This is a genomic window from Streptomyces sp. TS71-3 (genome assembly GCF_018327685.1).
Taxonomy (GTDB): Bacteria; Actinomycetota; Actinomycetes; order Streptomycetales; family Streptomycetaceae; genus Streptomyces.
Map to the genome: position 1 here is coordinate 3,297,925 of NZ_BNEL01000003.1, position 15,302 is coordinate 3,313,226.

The window sequence follows — 15,302 nt, forward strand, 5'->3', positions numbered from 1 at the left end:
CCGTCAGCCGATCACCGCCGCCCGCACGCAGAGCACGTCGGGCAGGTGCGCGGCGAGCTGCTGCCAGCTGTCGCCGTCGTCCGCCGACGCGTAGACCTCGCCGTTGCGGTTGCCGAAGTAGACGCCCGCCGGGTCCGCGTCGTCCGTGCACATGGCGTCCCTGAGGACCGTGCCGTAGTGGTGCTCCTCCGGGAGGCCGGCGGAGAGCGGCTCCCAGGTGCCGCCGGCGTCGGCCGTGCGGTGCACCCGGCAGCGGCGGCCCGCGGGGACGCGGTCGGAGTCGGCGTTGATCGGGAAGAGGTAGGCGGTGTCCGCGCGGTGCGGATGCGCGGCGGCGGCGAAGCCGAACGTGGACGGCAGGCCCTCGCCGATGTCGGTCCACTGCGCGCCGGCGTCGTCGCTGCGGTAGACGCCCCAGTGGTTCTGCAGGTAGAGGCGGTCCGGGTCGAGCGCGTCCTGGGCGATCTTGTGCACGCACTGGCCGAACTCCGGATGGGGATCCGGCAGGAAGACCGCGGACACGCCCTTGTTCGACGGGCTCCAGCTCGCGCCGCCGTCGCGGGTGCGGAAGACGCCGGCCGCGGAGACGGCCACGGTCACCGACAGGGGGTCGCGGGAGTCGGTGACCACCGTGTGCAGCCCCTCCCCGCCGCCGCCCGGTACCCACCGCTCGCGGGTCGGGTGCTCCCACAGGGGGCGCACCATCTCGAAGGTCTCGCCGCGGTCCTCCGACCGGTACAGCGCCGCGGGTTCGGTGCCGGCGTAGACCACGTCCGGCTCGGCGGCGGCCGGGTGGAGCTGCCAGACGCGCTCCAGCGAGGCGCCGGTGTCCTCGGGGAACCTCACCGGGGGCCGCGCTGGCTCCGTCCACGTCTGCCCGAGGTCGTCGGAGTGGAAGACCGACGGGCCCCAGTGGGAGCTGTCGCCACCGGCCAGCAGGCGGGGGACCGGCCCCCGGGTGTCGAGGGCGACGGAGTACACGGCCTGCGCGGTGAAGTGCGGGGCGTCGTCGAACTCCCAGATTCCCGCACGTCTGCGGGCGACGAAGAGCCCTTTCCTGGTGCCCACGGTGAGCAGGACCTCGGCCATGACGCAATCACCTCCACAGGAGCGCTGACAAGCCATGGCTCAGTGTGCACCGCACCACTGACAGCGGACCCCGACGCGCGCGGCCGCCCCGGAACCGGGAAGCGCCACCGCAGGTCAGCGGTACCGGCTCGGTGTGGACGGGGAACGGCCGGGGCCTTCGGTGCCGGCACGGGCGGATGGGGTTTCAGCCAGTTCGGCGGCCACGCCGGCGACGGCGTCCGGGCCCACCCGGCAGCAGCCGCCGATCAGCCGGGCACCGGCTGCGTACCAGGCCCCGGCCCGGCCCGGTGCGAAGCGGCTGGGGCCACGCCAGGAGCGCGCCGCGGCGTCCCACCGCTCCCCGCTGTTCGGGTAGACGACGACGGGCTTGCCCGTGATCCGGGCGGCGAGCGGTACCGCCGTGTCCGCGTCCTGCGGGGAGCAGCAGTTCACGCCGACCGCGATCACCTCGTCCGCCTCTGCCGCCACCGCGAAGGCCTCCTCGAGCGGCTGCCCGGCCCGGGTCCGGTCCCCGTCGATGCTGTACGACAGCCAGGCGGGCACCCCGAGCCCGCGCACCGCGCGCAGCAGCGCCCGGGCCTCGTCCACGTCCGGGACGGTCTCCAGTGCGAACACGTCCGGCTCGGCCCCGGCCAGGGCCGCAAGGCGGGGCCGGTGGAAGCGCTCCAGCTCCGGCACGCTCAGCCCGTAACGGCCGCGGTACTCCGAGCCGTCCGCGAGCATCGCCCCATAGGGGCCTGCGGAGGCGGCCACCCAGCGCGGGCGGCCCTCGGTGCCCGGCGCCGCCTCCGTGGCCAGCCGGACGCTCAGCCGCAGCAGTTCCGCGGCCCGCGCACCGCCGATGCCACGGCGCGCGAAGCCCTCGAAGGTGGCCTGGTAGCTGGCCGTGATCAGGACGTCGGCACCGGCCTCGGCGTAGTCGCGGTGGGCCGCCGCGATCGCCTCGGGCCGGTCGGCGAGCAGCCGCGCCGACCACAGCGCGTCGCTCAGGTCGTGGCCCGCGGCCTCCAGCTGGTTCGACAGGCCTCCGTCGAGCACGAGGGCACCCCGGGCGAGCGCGTCCGCGAATGTCGCAGCACCGTTCACGCCACCGACGCTAACCCAACCGCACCCGTCGCCGGGGCCCGCACCTCCGGGGCCCGCACCTCCGGGGCCCGACCCCGCGACTGCGGAGCGCCGCGGGGTCGGGCGAATGCTCAAGGGAGCACTCCCTTGAGGGAAGCGCCTCAGAGAGACCGCTTGTACTGGTCCGGGACGTGCGCCGGTACGCCGAGCTGCTGGGCCGCGTGCCGCGGCCAGTACGGGTCGCGCAGCAGCTCGCGGGCGAGCAGCACCGCGTCGGCCTCGCCGCCGGAGACGATCTTCTCGGCCTGCTCCGCCTCGGTGATCATCCCGACCGCGGCGACCGGCAGCCCGGTCTCGTTCCTGACCCGGGCCGCGAAGGGAACCTGGTAGCCGGGGCCCACGGGGATGCGCACGTGGGGCACGTTGCCGCCCGAGGAGACGTCGAGGAGGTCCACGCCGTGGTCGCGGAGCATGGCGGCGAAGCGGACGGTGTCGTCGGGGGTCCAGCCGCCCTCCTCCAGCCAGTCCGTGGCGGAGAGCCGGTAGAAGAGCGGCTTGTCCTCGGGCCACACGGCCCGGACGGCGTCCACGACCTCCAGGCCGAAGCGGACGCGGTTCTCGAAGGAGCCGCCGTACTCGTCCGTGCGGTGGTTGGAGTGGGGGGAGACGAACTGGCTGAGAAGATAGCCGTGCGCCCCGTGCACCTCGACGACCTCGAAGCCGGCGTCCAGGGCCCGCCGCGCCGCCGCGGCGAACTCCTCAGTGATCCCGTGGATCTGCTCGACCGTCAGCTCCGCGGGCACCGGGTGGCCTTCGTCGAACGGCACCGGGCTCGGCCCCACCACCGGCCAGCCGCCCTCCTCGCTGCCGAGCGGTGTGCCGCCCCTCCAGGGAGCGTCCGTCGACGCCTTGCGGCCCGCGTGGGCGAGCTGCACGCCCGGCGCGGCGCCCTGCTCCTTGAGGAAGGCGTTGATCCGCCGGAACGCCTCGGTCTGGGTGTCGTTCCACAGCCCGAGGTCGAAGGGGCTGATGCGGCCCTCGGCGCTCACGGCCGTGGCCTCGGTGAGGATCAGGCCGACGCCGCCGACGGCACGCGCGGCCAGGTGCTGGAAGTGCCAGTCCGCGGGCACCCCCTGCTCGGGTCCCTCGGCGGCGGCGCTGTACTGACACATGGGCGCCATCCAGACGCGGTTCTGAACGGTCAGCGAACGCAGCGTGCAGGGCTCGAACAGGGCGCTCACGGCGGACTCCTCGAAACGGGGGCAGGTGGAAGGCCGCCCGGCGTCACACCGGAGCAGCCCATTAGGACGATACTCTTCGTAGTACGTGAAATGTCAAACTACGATAAGCATCGTATAATCGCGCTCGATCGGCCCTGGAGGACCGCTCGCCGTTCACCGCTCGCCGCCGACGAACCGCTCATCGTGCCCGCCCGACGAAGTGGAGCCGCCGTGACCACCGCCGCACCCGGCCCCCGGGCCCTCGCCCACCCGGATCGTGAAGCCATACGGCTGGAGGCGGTACTGCACGCGCTTGCGGATCCCCTGCGGCTGAAGGTGGTCCGGGAGCTGGCGGCCTGTGACGGCGATGTGCCGTGCGGGTTCTTCGGGCTGCCGGTCACCAAGTCCACGACGACGCACCACTTCCGGGTGCTGCGGGAGAGCGGCGTGATCCGGCAGGCATACTCCGGCACCGCGAAGATGAACGCCCTGCGCAGGTCGGACCTGGACGCCCTCTTCCCCGGCCTGCTCGACAGCGTCCTCGACGCCGCCGAGCGGGAGGACCGGCGCCTGGCGGCGTCCGGCGAACCCCTGACGGACGCCTGACGCCCTCGACGGCCGGCGCCGGGGCGTGCAGGGCTCGCAGGTCCGGCAGGCCGTGCAGCCCCCTTCGGTACCCGCCGCAGCGTGCCTGAGCGCACGGCTGAGGACTCCGGACTCTGACCGTGACCGGTGGTCCGCGGTCCGCGATGCTCCCTGTGCCGGGCGCCCGGGACTAGCGGCCGACCCGTTCCGCTACTCGGACGCGGGACGCGGGTCGAAGAACATGGACAGGTCCGCGGGCTCCTGCGCATCGCGCCCGTCGGTGGACTCGCCGGGTGGCGAACCCTGCTCCCAGTCGAGCCGGTAGCGGTCGAACAGCTCGGTGCGCAGCGTCGGTAGGGGCATCGGCGCGCCCGGCACCAGCGCCGCGAAGACGGCGCCCATCAGCAGCGCCCTGAGCATGGGGTAATCGCTGTCGACGGCCGTGGAGCCGTACCGCTGGACCGTGTCGCGCAGCAGCTCGGCGAGCCGCTGCTGCTCCGGGCACTGCACGAACCCCTCGGCCTGCAGGATGCCTGCCATGTGGGTGCGCATCAGCACCGGCTGGTCCCGGGCGAGCCCCAGGATCGCGTCGATGGCCCGGGCCATCCGCTCCCGGCCGTCCTGTGTGCGCGGCTCGCGCTCCAGGGCCGCGTCCAGGGTGCGGTGCATCAGCCGGTGCACCGCCGACTGGACGAGCTGGCGCTTGCCGGGGAAGTAGTACGAGACGAGGCCACGCGCCGAACCGGCGCGATCGGCGATCCCCGCCAGCGTCGTCGAGTCGTACCCCCGCTCGCTCACCAACTCCAGGGCTGCCTGCAGGAGTCGCTCCCGCGAGCGCCGGCGCAACTCTTCATTGACCGATGCGCTACGAGGGGACATTCTGTAACTCCTGCGTTGACTGGCCCACAGCCAATATACTGGGTACGTCCCGCCGCCGGGGCCTCTGTTGAAGGGGTGAGGTGTGCGTGGCTGCCGTCCGCATGGGCGACGCGGGGGATCGTCCATGCGGACGGCATTATTCCGCTCTGTGGTATGCCGTCAGCATATGCCCTGCCTTCCGAGGGCCGACAGCGTGGTCCGGATCAGCCCCGAAGAGGGGCCGTGCCGGACCCGAGCCGGGGCCATCACCCCAGGCCGTCCACCCCGGGGCCGGGCTCGGCACCCAGGGCCAGGTCGAGCACGGGCCGCAGGCCGTCGGGCCGCTCGGTCTCCGGCAGGTGCTCCACGAAGTGGACGCCGCACCCGATGCCGGCCGCTCCACCGTCGGCCCTGCGATCGTCCCCGACCATCAGCACCTCCTCGGGAGCCAGGCCCAGCTCGGCGCAGGCCAGTTTGAAGATCCGCGCGTCCGGCTTCTGGATGCCGTGCTCGTACGACAGCACATATGCCTCGACGAGGTCGTCGAGGCCGTGGGCGCGGAAGACGGGCCGCAGGTCCCAGCCGATGTTGCTGACCACGGCCACGGCCACGCCGCGCCCGCGCAGTTCGGCGAGCACCGGCTTGGCGTCCGGGTAGGGCCGCCACGCCTCGGGGAGCATGTGGCGGTCGTACAGCGCGTCGTGCAGGGCCGGATCCGGCAGCTCCACCTGGCGGGACAGGCCCGTGTACGCGCTGCGGTGCAGGGCGGCCGTGCTGTCCCGGGTCGCCCAGGCATGGGCCAGCTCGTCCGGCACCCGCTCCGGCGTGGAGCCCCCGGGCAGCGCACCGGCCGCGGCAAGCCCGGCGGCCGCACGTTCCACCTCGTCCTCCGACATCCGCACGCCCGAGGCGTCGAGCACCGCGCGCAGCCAGCTCTCGACCGGCTCGACGTGGAAGAGCGTCCCCGAGAAATCGAACAGCACCCCTGTGGTCATACGAAGATCCTTTGGCTCCGCGGGGCAGGGGTCAAGTGCGTCCGCCCGGTTTCCGTACTGCGTTCGGACGGGAGCGGGGGCGGGCCGCGCGGGGAGGACGGAATCCGGCGTACGCAGCCGGAGCCGGGGCTGGGCCGGAGCCGGTGCTCGGGCCGGGGCCGGCCGATGGGTCGGCTGTCGTCTTGCGGACGGTCGGAGGAGGCCCGGATGCGGACGGGCCGAGGCGGGGATGGCCGGCGCGGCGGTGGTGCCCGCGGGCACGGGACGAGACCTGGCCATGGGGGCGAAGCCCCGCGCGCGTGGCGTACGGAGGCTTCTCAGCGGCCGCGCCCGGCGGCCGACACGGCCACCGCCACCGAGACCACGAGCGCGCCCAGCAGCCAGCCGCCCAGGACGTCGGAGGGCCAGTGCACCCCGAGCCACAGCCGGGTCAGGCCGACGCCCACCACGCTGATCGCGGCGAGGGCGACGGCGGGCCACCACCAGCGTCCCCCGCCACCGCGCAGGTGCAGCACCCACAGCAGTGCTCCGCAGACCAGCACCGCCGTCATCGCATGCGCGGACGGGAAGGCCGCATAGTCCACCGAGGCCAGCGGATGGCGCCACGCCGGGCGCTTCCGGTCCACTCCGGCCTTGACGGCCTGCTGCACCAGCGTGCCGCACACATACGTCGCGACCAGCCACAGCGCCGTTCGCCAGGCCCTCAGCCAGAGCAGCAGGGCCGCCACCAGGGCGCCCACCACACGCATCGGCCAGACGCCCCACACCCAGTCGGTCAGCACCCGGCTCGCCCGGGTCGTGCCGGGGTCGGAGAGGGCGTGCCGGTGCACGGTGCGTGCCACGGAGGCGTCCCAGTCCATCAAGGGCTGCCAGCGCACCGCCACCAGCGCCACGATCAGCGCCGTGGGCACGGACAACAGGAGCACGGTCAGCAGCACGGCGCGGGAGACACGTGGCCGTGGCAGGGCTCCGGACGGCTGGGCAGGGCGCATGCGGCGATCTTCGCCGACGGGCGGGACGCGGTCCGGAATTCCACGCCCGGGGAGGCCGTGCCGGGTGAGCGATCGAGGCCGGCCGGGGGAGCGGCGCCGGCGATGTCCGCACAGCGCGGTCCTACATGCTGCTGGAAGCTCCTCGCTACTGGAGTGCCCGCAGCCCGGGCCAGAAGGTCACCAGCAGCGGTATCACCGGCACCAGGGCCGCGAACGCCGTGAGCCGCAGGCGGCGTGTGGCGGAGAGCCGTGACTGCGCGGTGAGGAGGCGGTGCACCCGCTGGGGGACATGGGCGCCCGGGGCGCCGCCGGGGCCGAAGACGCCCCGGTCCTCGTTCAGCTCGACGAGTGCGAGGGCGGTCGTGAGCCGGCCGAAGCGACGGGACGCCACGTCGTCGGCGGCGAGTTCGACCAGCCGGTGCATCTCCCTGCGGAACGCCGCGAACACCGGGACCTGCGGGAAGCCTTCGGCGAGCGCGCCCGAGCAGTGCAGCAGCCAGTCGTGCCGGGCCTGCGCGTGCCCCTCCTCGTGGGCGACGACGGCGTCCAGCTGGCGCCCCTTCAGACGCCGCAACGCCGCGGTGGTGATGACGAGACGGGGCTCGGTGCCCGGCAGCCACCAGGCGTCGGGGCGTTCGCTCTCCAGCACCACGAGGCGGTCGCTGGCCGGCGTCTCACCCGGCAGCTGCGGTGCGCGCACGAGGAGTTCGGCGCGCCGCCTGCGCCGCCGGGAGCGCGCCCTGATGATCTCCCGGACCAGCATCGCCGCGGTCCACAACCCGCCGCAGGCCAGCACCACGGCCACGGTCGCGGCCCACGGGCGCCACGCTTCGAGGGCGTACGCCTCGACGACCGGACGTGGCGCGGGCGCGAACACCTGTCCCCGTACCGTCAGCCACGCCACGGACGCGCTGAGCGTCATCGACAGGACACAGCACAGCAAGACGGCCGCCACCACGCACTGCCATGCCCACAGCGCCACGACGGGCTCGCGCTCCAACCAGTCGGCACGGGCGAGCAACCTCGGTCCGACAGCGGCGATCAACGCGCCGAGCAGCAGCAATGCCACGGGCACCATCATGAGCGCCAGCCTAGGAGCGGCGGCCGAGCAGCGACATGGGATGGCGGGGCAAGTGACGTACGCCACGCCGGATCCCGTGGCGGCCGGATGGCGGGCCGTCACCCCACGGGGAACTCCGGTGGGGAGACCTGACGCGACGGCGCCCCGTCTGTGGCGCGGCTGTCCTCGATCGCGGGCGCCCGCCCGCCTGGATGTCTCCCGCCCGGCTGTCCTCCCGTACGGACGTCATGTCCCGGGGCCCTCACCCGGGGCCCTCACAGCGCGAGCAGCATCGCCAGCATCCCGATGCTCATGCCTATCCGGCAGGCCCGCGCCAGCTCGGGCCGGTCCGTCCAGCGCGCAACCGCCACCGCGGGCGTACGCAGTCCTGGGCCGGCCGGCTCCGGTGCCGCCGAGGGCACCAGTCGGATCCCGCCCCACAGCGCGTACCCGGCGAAGTACAGCAGCAGCGGCCCGGTCACCGCGGACACCCCCGCGGTGCTGTGGACCATACCGCCGTCCATGGCAGGCATCGCCGCCATCGCCAGTGACATGTACACCATGGCGCCGGAGCAGACGAGATGGTGCAGATGGCCGCGGTCCTGCCGGGCCGTCCAGGCCGCGTGCAGCGCCGCCGCGCCGAAGACCGCCGCACAGGCCAGCCACGCCGCCCGCGGCGGGGTCAGCACGGCCGCCGGTACCGCCATCGCCGCCGTGCCCAGTCCCATCAGGGCATCGGCACCCGCCGCATGCCGCTCGGCGCCGACCGCGCCGCGCATGCGCAGCAGGCAGTAGGCACCGCTCGCCGCGCACACCGCTACGACGAGCCACGCTGCTGACACCGGTCCGTGCACGGATCCCCCCTCGACATGCCCGGGGGACGGATGCCCACGGAGCCGCCGGCTCAACCGAGCACACGGGGGTGCAGGGGGAGCAGAACCGTACACACATGCGCCGCACGCGGGTACGGAAGCCATCACCGGCGCACTGGCGCTCGCTCCGGTGGTGCGCCACCGGGGAATGCGCCGCATCCACTCCAACTCCCGGAGCCCTTCCAGGGGAGGCCTGACCCGGGGACCTGACCCGGGGCCTGACCTGGGGACCTGACCCGGAGGCCTGAACTCGCGGGCCTGACGCGGAGCCTGGCTCAGGGGCGGTACCGCAAGGGATGGTCCGGGGGCACCTCCACCACCGCGATGTCGCAGTCGTCCGGATCCTTGATCCACATCTCGACGAGCCCCCAGGGCTCCCGTCGCGGCGGGCGGGCGATCTCCACGCCGCGCGCCCCGAGTTCGTCATGGGCGGCCGCCACATCCGCCACCTGGAGCCAGAGCCGCAGCCCGGGAGAAGGCGGCCGCTCCGAGCGGCCGGAGACCTCCAGGAAGCCGCCGCCGAGGAAGTAGACCGTGCCGCGCTCGGGACCCGTGCCGAACTCGCGGTAGACCGCGAGGCCCAGCTGCTCCCCGTAGAAGGTGCGGGAGCGCTCCGGATCGGTCGGCCTGAGGAGTGTCCTGCTGCTCAGTACGTGCACCATGCAGGCCGACCTTACGGGCCGCGCCGCCGCCGGGTTAACCTCATTCGAGCCGTTCGGCGGCCGGTATGTGCGCCCACCCGCGCACGCGCGGCGCCGTGCGGCCCGTCCCGCCCCGAGCGCCGTACCGCGCGCCCGAGCCCGGCGGGCGTCCCTCGCAGTCGAGACCCGGAGATCGTTCCATGGCTACCGCCCCGTCACCCGCGCCCGGCGAGCTCGTCTTCCGCGACGCGCTCGGCAGCGACACCGACGAGCTGGTGGCGCTCCTCCAGTCGGCCTACCGCGGGGACTCCAGCAGGAGCGGGTGGACCACCGAGGCCGACATCCTGGAAGGGCAGCGCACCGACGCGCAGGGCGTGCTGGAGGTCATCGAGAGCCCCGCCAGCACTCTGATCGCGGTGGAGCGGGACGGCGAGGTCGTGGCCTGCTGCCAGCTGGAACGCCGCGGTGAAAGCGCCTACTTCGGCATGTTCGCGGTGCGTCCCGCCCTGCAGGGTGCGGGGCTGGGCAAGGTCATCATCGCCGAGGCCGAGCGGCGCGCCCGCGAGGACTGGGGCGCGCGGGAGATGCAGATGACGGTCATCTCGGTGCGCGAGGACCTGATCGCCTGGTACGAGCGCCGCGGCTACCGCCGCACGGGCGAGATGACCCCCTTCCCGTACGGCGACGAGCGCTTCGGGATCCCGCAGCGTCCGGATCTGGAGTTCGAGCTGCTGGTCAAGCCGCTGGTCTGAGCGCCCAGCCGGGCGGTCCGCCGGCGCGCTCCGGAACCGGGCCCGAGGGACCGGTGGCACCGGTGGCCCTCACGCGCCGGGACGCCGTTCAGCGCTCTGGACGCCCCTCAGAAGCGAGCCGGACCGATCGCTCGGCGGCCTGGGCCGATCGTTCGAAGATCGACCCGGGCCGGCTGCCCCGGATGACGAGGGCGGCCCGCTCACGTTCCCCGAGCTCTCAGCCCTCAACCCATCAGGCTCCCTCAGGCCGTGAAGCGTGCCGTCCGTTTGATCTCCGGATAGTCGGTGGTCGCGCCGTCCAGTTCCAGGGCGCGCACCAGCCGCAGGTGGTCCTGCGTGTTGACGACCCAGCCGTACACCCTCAACCCCGCCCTTCTGGCCTCCTCGACGACCTCCAGGGTGAGTCGCTGGATGTCCAGCGCGAGCGCCGTCGCGCCCACGGCCTTCGCGCGCCCCGCCACGTCTCTGCCGTAGTGGCTGGCCACGAGCGTCGTCCGCACGCCCGGCACCAGACGGCTGATCTCGGCGAGGGCGTCGTCCTGGAAGGAGAGCACCTCCACCCGGGCGCACAGGTCGCGGCGGATCATCACCTCGGCGAGCACCTGGGCCACGGCGGCGTCCTTGATCTCGGCCTGCAGCGGCGCCGTGACGGCGTCCAGCACCTCCTCGAAGACCGGGATGCGCTCACCGCCGCCGGCGTCCAGCGCCCGCAGCTCGTCCAGCGTCTTCTCGACGATCGGTCCCTTGCCGTCGGTCGTGCGGTCCACGTCGGCGTCGTGCATCACGACAAGGGCGCCGTCCTTGCTCAGGTGCAGGTCGAGTTCGATGACGTCGAGGCCGGCGTGCTGCGCGGCGGTGAAGGAGCGCAGGGTGTTCTCGGGCGCGACTCCCATGACCCCACGATGACCGATGGTGAGGAAGTTCAAGGTTCACTCGCTTCCGTCGACGGCGGCTCGGCTCCCGCGTGGCGGCCCGGCTCCCGCGCGGCGATGGGGTCCCGGCCCAAAGCCCGCTGGGACAGGGGGAGCGTGCCCACGCGGCCACGCTCGCAGCCTAATGGCCCTCCTGTGAGAGGGAACCGCTCCGACGCGAGTGGCCGAAGTCCGGTGTCACGCCTCACCCGGCTCTCCCGCGCCCCGCTTCCGGCCGTGCCGCCTCACCCGTGCGTGGGCGTGTCACGGCCGGGCTGCCACCGGCGCGCGGGGAGCGCCGGGGCGCGGGGCGGCGCACCCCGAGCACCGCGACGTTTTCCGAAGAAGTATCCGTGAAACATTTATGCGGCAGGAAAAAAGGGCTCAGTACGGTGTGAATGCAGGATGATTTCCTGAAGGTCGACTTGTGGTGAACGGCCTTGGGTGCATACGGTGGGTGCTACGAAAGTTTCTGCTGTGGAGGAGGGGTCGTGACGGAAATGCTTGCGCGGCATCGCGGGGATGAGAAAATTCCTCCGTCCATGCGCGTGGTGGAGCATCCAGCCTGGCCCCTGCTGAAGCAGGCCGTGGAGGACATCAGGCCCTGGCAGTCGAAGGACGGCTCCATCGACTTCGACGCCGAGGACGCCCCGTCGGGCACCGCCGCCCGGGAGGCCGTCCAGCGTGTCATCTCGGCCATCGAGCGCCTGTCGCCCCTGCTGCCGCACGATGCCGCCTACCATGCGGCCCTCGTCGCCGACCTGCGGAGGTGGGCCGACGGCGGTTTCCAGGTCCCCGACTTCCTCGACGCACTGCTCGCCTTCCAGCCCGCCGCGCGGCGTGAGGACGGCCTCCAGCACCTCGTCGTCTTCCCCATGTACACGCAGAACGGCAACCCGGACCGCAACCTCGAGGCGCTCGTGGTCCGCATGGTCTGGCCCGGCTGGCTCGCCGAGCTGGAGCGGACCCGTTACGACAACCCCGCCTTCTGCGGCATCACCTTCGAGGACTTCACCAGCGGCTACGACACCAACTCCGCCGTCCTCTTCCCGGAGACGATCGCCGTGCGCGAGGCGCCGGAGCGCTTCGGCTGGGGCGGCATCTTCTGCGACCGCGAGGCCGCGCGCTTCCGCACCGTCATCGAGGCGGCCGTCGACGTCCTCGGGCTGCGGCTGCCGGACGACATCCGCGAGATGATCGGTGACCAGGACCGCTGCCAGCAGGCCTTCGTGCTCTGGGACATGATCCACGACCGGACGCACAGCCACGGCGACCTGCCGTTCGACCCCTTCATGATCAAGCAGCGGCAGCCGTTCTGGATGTACGGCCTGGAGGAGCTGCGCTGCGACCTCACGGCCTTCCGCGAGGCCGCCCGGCTGGAGGCGGACGGTATCCCCCAGGGCCGGGACGTGCAGGTCGCCGTCCTCTTCGACCGGATGTTCCGCTTCCCGGTCACCGGTCAGCGGGTGCGCAACTACGACGGCCTCGGCGGCCAGCTGCTCTTCGCCTACCTGCACCAGCGCGACGTGGTCCGCTGGACGGACAACACCCTGAGCATCGACTGGGAGCGCGCAGCGGAGGCCACCACTCAGCTGTGCGCCGAGATCGAGCAGCTCTACCGGGAGGGCATCGACCGGCCCAAGCTGGTGCACTGGTTCGCCGGGTACGAGTTCGTCTCCCGGCACCTCGCACCGCACCCGGGCTCGCGCTGGGCGAAGGGCCCCGACGCGCTCGACCTGTCCCAGCCGCCCCGCAAGCTGGTCGACGACGTGCTGGCCGACGAGTTTCCGCTCAGCATGTTCTACGAAGCGCTTGCCAAGAAGCTCAGGAAAGTGATCGCCTCGACCAAGGGAATCACGGCGGCGGGCGTGGCGCAGGTCGCCGCGTGAGCCGGCGAGAGCCGGAGGTGACGACGATGGACGGCAGCAGCGGGACGCTGGACGGCGCGGTGGTCGCGGTGGCGGGGGCGGCGGGCCCGGCCGGGCGGGCCACCCTGCTCAGGCTCGCGGAGGCGGGGGCCACGGTGGTGGGCGCCGACGCCGACCCCCAGCGCCTGGCGGAGGCGGTGGACGCCGCGGCGGCGGTGCGCGGCGGCGCCACGGTCACCGGGGACACCGTCGACCTGCTCGACCCGGCGGCCACCCGGCACTGGGCGGAGCGCATCGAGAAGGACTTCGGGCACGTCGACGGCCTCGTCCACCTGGTCGGCGGCTGGCGGGGCGGCGCCACCTTCGCGGCCACCGACCCGGCCGACTGGGACCTGCTCGAAAAGCTGCTGATCCGGACCGTGCAGCAGACGTCGCTCGCCTTCCACGGCCCGCTCTCCCGCAGCGACCGCGGCCGCTACGTCCTCGTCAGCGCGGCGGGCGCGAGCCGGCCGACCGCCGGCAACGCCGCCTACGCCGCGGCCAAGGCGGCGGCCGAAGCCTGGACGCTGGCGCTCGCCGACGACTTCCGCAAGGCGGGGGCCGAGCAGGGGCCGAAGGCTGCGGCTGTCATCCTTGTCGTCAAGGCGCTCGTGCACGACGCGATGCGGGCCGAGCGTCCGCAAGCCAAGTTCGCGGGCTTCACGGACGTCAAGGAGCTGGCCGACGCCATCGCCGGGGTCTGGAAGAGGCCCGCCACGGAAGTGAACGGAAACCGCCTGTGGCTGACCGAGAAGCCGTGAACCCTCCCAGGACCGACGCCCGCCGCCGGCACGACCCGGACATACGCGGCTTCGCCAGCGACAACTACGCGGGCGTCCACCCCGAGGTGCTCGCCGCCATCGCACTCGCCAACGGCGGGCACCAGATCTCCTACGGTGAGGACGCCTACACCGCGGACCTCCAGCAGGTCATCCGGGGCCATTTCGGCGCCACCGCCGAGGCCTACCCGGTCTTCAACGGCACCGGGGCCAACGTCATCGCGCTCCAGGCGGTCACCGACCGCTGGGGCGCGGTGATCTGCACCGAGTCGGCGCACGTGCACACCGACGAGTGCGGCGCCCCGGAACACGTCGCCGGCCTGAAGCTGCTCACCGTCCCCACCCCCGACGGCAAGCTGACGCCCGAGCTGATCGACCGGCAGGCGTGGGGCTTCGACGACGAGCACCGCGCCATGCCGCAGGCCGTCTCGATCACCCAGAACACCGAGCTGGGCACCGTCTACACGCCCGACGAGGTCCGCGCCATCTGCGACCACGCCCACCAGCTCGGCATGCTCGTGCACATGGACGGCGCCCGCCTGGCCAACGCCGCCGCCTCGCTCGACGTGCCCATGCGCGCCTTCACCAACGCCGCCGGGGTGGACATCCTCTCCTTCGGGGGCACCAAGAACGGCGCGCTCATCGGCGAGGCCGTCGTCGTCCTCAACCGGGACGCGGTGCGGCACATGAAGCACCTGCGCAAGCTGTCGATGCAGCTCGCCTCCAAGATGCGCTTCGTCTCCGTCCAGCTGGAGGCGCTGCTCGCCAAGGACCTGTGGCTGCGCAACGCCCGGCACGCCAACGCCATGGCCCAGCGGCTCGCCGAGGGCGTGCGCGCGGTGCACGGAGTCGAGATCCTGTACCTCGTGCAGGCCAACGCCGTCTTCGCGCGCCTGCCGCACGACGTGAGCGAGCGCCTGCGCAAGCGCCACCGGTTCTACTTCTGGGACGAGGCCGCGGGCGACGTGCGCTGGATGTGCGCGTTCGACACCACCGAAGAGGACGTCGACGGATTCGTGGCGGCGCTCAAGGAGGAGATGGCCCGCTAGCGGGCCCGTTCGCGCGACGCCGGCCGGCGGCGGCCCGGATGCCCCCGGCCCCGGGAATCTTCTGCGGCCGCCCCGCGCTGCACTGTGGTGCCGGTGGCGAGCGGAAGGAGAACACGAGTGGTCCTCGGCGGACACGACGACGCGCCGCGGCTGGGCGCGGCCGAACTCGGTCGGGCACCGGGGGAGCGCGCGACCCTCGTGCAGTTCTCCACCGCCTTCTGCCGCCCCTGCGCGGCGACCCGGCGGGTGCTCGCCGACGTCGCGGCCATGGTGCCCGGCGTCGCCCATGTCGACCTGGACGCGGAGAGCCGGCTGCCGCTGGTGCGCGCCCTCGACATCCGCAGCACGCCCACGGTCCTGGTTCTCGACGCCACCGGCCGGGTGGTGCGCCGCGCCGCCGGCCTGCCGCGCCGGGCCGATGTGATCGCAGCCCTCGGCGAGGCCGTGCAGCCGCAGGCGGACGACCGGTGAGCGGCCGGGCACCCGGCCGCCCCGGCTTGACCGCATCGCCCGCCGGTGGTCAGCCT

16 protein-coding genes are annotated in these 15,302 nt (G+C 73.2%); 6 read left to right on the forward strand and 10 right to left on the reverse strand.

Translation table 11 applies throughout. The annotated features are described in order from the left end of the window. Positions 1 to 3 precede the first annotated feature (3 nt). The 3 genes from Sm713_RS37870 to Sm713_RS37880 form a co-directional block, all read right to left on the reverse strand. Positions 4 to 1,089: a sialidase family protein gene (locus Sm713_RS37870; RefSeq protein WP_212914451.1), complete on the reverse strand. Its 1,086-nt coding sequence runs from the start codon at positions 1,087 to 1,089 to the stop codon at positions 4 to 6. A 114-nt stretch (positions 1,090 to 1,203) separates the two neighbouring features. Next, positions 1,204 to 2,175: a homocysteine S-methyltransferase gene (gene mmuM, locus Sm713_RS37875; protein WP_212914452.1), complete on the reverse strand. Its 972-nt coding sequence runs from the start codon at positions 2,173 to 2,175 to the stop codon at positions 1,204 to 1,206. A 140-nt stretch (positions 2,176 to 2,315) separates the two neighbouring features. Further along, positions 2,316 to 3,395 (reverse strand): NADH:flavin oxidoreductase/NADH oxidase, encoded by a 1,080-nt coding sequence (locus tag Sm713_RS37880; protein ID WP_212914453.1) that lies wholly within the window; start codon positions 3,393 to 3,395, stop codon positions 2,316 to 2,318. 210 nt (positions 3,396 to 3,605) lie between these two features. Between Sm713_RS37880 and Sm713_RS37885 the strand changes: the two genes are divergently transcribed. After that, on the forward strand, positions 3,606 to 3,980 hold the full coding sequence (locus Sm713_RS37885) for a helix-turn-helix transcriptional regulator (RefSeq protein ID WP_212914454.1): 375 nt from the start codon (positions 3,606 to 3,608) through the stop codon (positions 3,978 to 3,980). A gap of 189 nt (positions 3,981 to 4,169) precedes the next feature. Here Sm713_RS37885 and Sm713_RS37890 read toward each other — a convergent pair whose 3' ends face one another. From Sm713_RS37890 to Sm713_RS37915, 6 genes are all read right to left on the reverse strand, one after another. After that, complete coding sequence (locus Sm713_RS37890) at positions 4,170 to 4,838, reverse strand: TetR/AcrR family transcriptional regulator (protein ID WP_212914455.1); 669 nt, start codon at positions 4,836 to 4,838, stop codon at positions 4,170 to 4,172. Between the two features lie 245 nt (positions 4,839 to 5,083). Further along, on the reverse strand, positions 5,084 to 5,812 hold the full coding sequence (locus Sm713_RS37895; protein ID WP_212914456.1) for an HAD family hydrolase: 729 nt from the start codon (positions 5,810 to 5,812) through the stop codon (positions 5,084 to 5,086). Between the two features lie 317 nt (positions 5,813 to 6,129). Continuing rightward, on the reverse strand, positions 6,130 to 6,804 hold the full coding sequence (locus Sm713_RS37900) for a phosphatase PAP2 family protein (RefSeq protein WP_212914457.1): 675 nt from the start codon (positions 6,802 to 6,804) through the stop codon (positions 6,130 to 6,132). A 145-nt stretch (positions 6,805 to 6,949) separates the two neighbouring features. Next, the gene (locus tag Sm713_RS37905; RefSeq protein WP_212914458.1) at positions 6,950 to 7,885 is read right to left on the reverse strand and encodes a M56 family metallopeptidase; all 936 of its coding nucleotides are present in this window, start codon (positions 7,883 to 7,885) and stop codon (positions 6,950 to 6,952) included. A gap of 254 nt (positions 7,886 to 8,139) precedes the next feature. Continuing rightward, positions 8,140 to 8,718, reverse strand: a complete 579-nt coding sequence (locus Sm713_RS37910) for a DUF5134 domain-containing protein (RefSeq protein WP_212914459.1) — start codon at positions 8,716 to 8,718, stop codon at positions 8,140 to 8,142. 293 nt (positions 8,719 to 9,011) lie between these two features. Continuing rightward, positions 9,012 to 9,398 carry a VOC family protein gene (locus tag Sm713_RS37915; protein WP_212914460.1) on the reverse strand — a complete coding sequence of 129 codons (387 nt, stop codon included), beginning with the start codon at positions 9,396 to 9,398 and terminating at the stop codon, positions 9,012 to 9,014. Between the two features lie 179 nt (positions 9,399 to 9,577). On the opposite strand from Sm713_RS37915, the gene Sm713_RS37920 reads away from it, so the two are divergent. After that, complete coding sequence (locus Sm713_RS37920; RefSeq protein ID WP_212914461.1) at positions 9,578 to 10,129, forward strand: GNAT family N-acetyltransferase; 552 nt, start codon at positions 9,578 to 9,580, stop codon at positions 10,127 to 10,129. A gap of 242 nt (positions 10,130 to 10,371) precedes the next feature. Here the strand turns inward: Sm713_RS37920 and Sm713_RS37925 are convergent, their stop codons facing one another. Continuing rightward, positions 10,372 to 11,055, reverse strand: a complete 684-nt coding sequence (locus tag Sm713_RS37925; protein WP_212914462.1) for a glycerophosphodiester phosphodiesterase family protein — start codon at positions 11,053 to 11,055, stop codon at positions 10,372 to 10,374. Between the two features lie 485 nt (positions 11,056 to 11,540). Between Sm713_RS37925 and Sm713_RS37930 the strand changes: the two genes are divergently transcribed. From Sm713_RS37930 to Sm713_RS37945, 4 genes are all read left to right on the forward strand, one after another. Beyond that, positions 11,541 to 12,929 carry a DUF6421 family protein gene (locus Sm713_RS37930; RefSeq protein ID WP_374196143.1) on the forward strand — a complete coding sequence of 463 codons (1,389 nt, stop codon included), beginning with the start codon at positions 11,541 to 11,543 and terminating at the stop codon, positions 12,927 to 12,929. Between the two features lie 26 nt (positions 12,930 to 12,955). After that, positions 12,956 to 13,708, forward strand: a complete 753-nt coding sequence (locus tag Sm713_RS37935; protein ID WP_212914464.1) for an SDR family NAD(P)-dependent oxidoreductase — start codon at positions 12,956 to 12,958, stop codon at positions 13,706 to 13,708. Next, the gene (locus Sm713_RS37940) at positions 13,705 to 14,775 is read left to right on the forward strand and encodes a low specificity L-threonine aldolase (RefSeq protein WP_212914465.1); all 1,071 of its coding nucleotides are present in this window, start codon (positions 13,705 to 13,707) and stop codon (positions 14,773 to 14,775) included. Before Sm713_RS37935 ends, Sm713_RS37940 begins: the two co-directional genes overlap by 4 nt. 84 nt (positions 14,776 to 14,859) lie before the next feature. Further along, positions 14,860 to 15,246, forward strand: coding sequence for a thioredoxin family protein (locus Sm713_RS37945; protein ID WP_212914466.1), 387 nt, complete (start codon positions 14,860 to 14,862; stop codon positions 15,244 to 15,246). Positions 15,247 to 15,302: the final 56 nt, after the last annotated feature.

Coding starts and splice junctions, on each gene's coding strand:
- Sm713_RS37890 (WP_212914455.1), bottom strand. CDS start 4,838: ATGTCCCCTCGTAGCGCATCGGTCAATGAAGAGTTGCGCCGGCGCTCG.
- Sm713_RS37895 (WP_212914456.1), bottom strand. CDS start 5,812: ATGACCACAGGGGTGCTGTTCGATTTCTCGGGGACGCTCTTCCACGTC.
- Sm713_RS37920 (WP_212914461.1), top strand. CDS start 9,578: ATGGCTACCGCCCCGTCACCCGCGCCCGGCGAGCTCGTCTTCCGCGAC.
- Sm713_RS37915 (WP_212914460.1), bottom strand. CDS start 9,398: ATGGTGCACGTACTGAGCAGCAGGACACTCCTCAGGCCGACCGATCCG.
- Sm713_RS37900 (WP_212914457.1), bottom strand. CDS start 6,804: ATGCGCCCTGCCCAGCCGTCCGGAGCCCTGCCACGGCCACGTGTCTCC.
- Sm713_RS37930 (WP_374196143.1), top strand. CDS start 11,541: ATGCTTGCGCGGCATCGCGGGGATGAGAAAATTCCTCCGTCCATGCGC.
- Sm713_RS37935 (WP_212914464.1), top strand. CDS start 12,956: ATGGACGGCAGCAGCGGGACGCTGGACGGCGCGGTGGTCGCGGTGGCG.
- Sm713_RS37870 (WP_212914451.1), bottom strand. CDS start 1,089: ATGGCCGAGGTCCTGCTCACCGTGGGCACCAGGAAAGGGCTCTTCGTC.
- Sm713_RS37905 (WP_212914458.1), bottom strand. CDS start 7,885: ATGATGGTGCCCGTGGCATTGCTGCTGCTCGGCGCGTTGATCGCCGCT.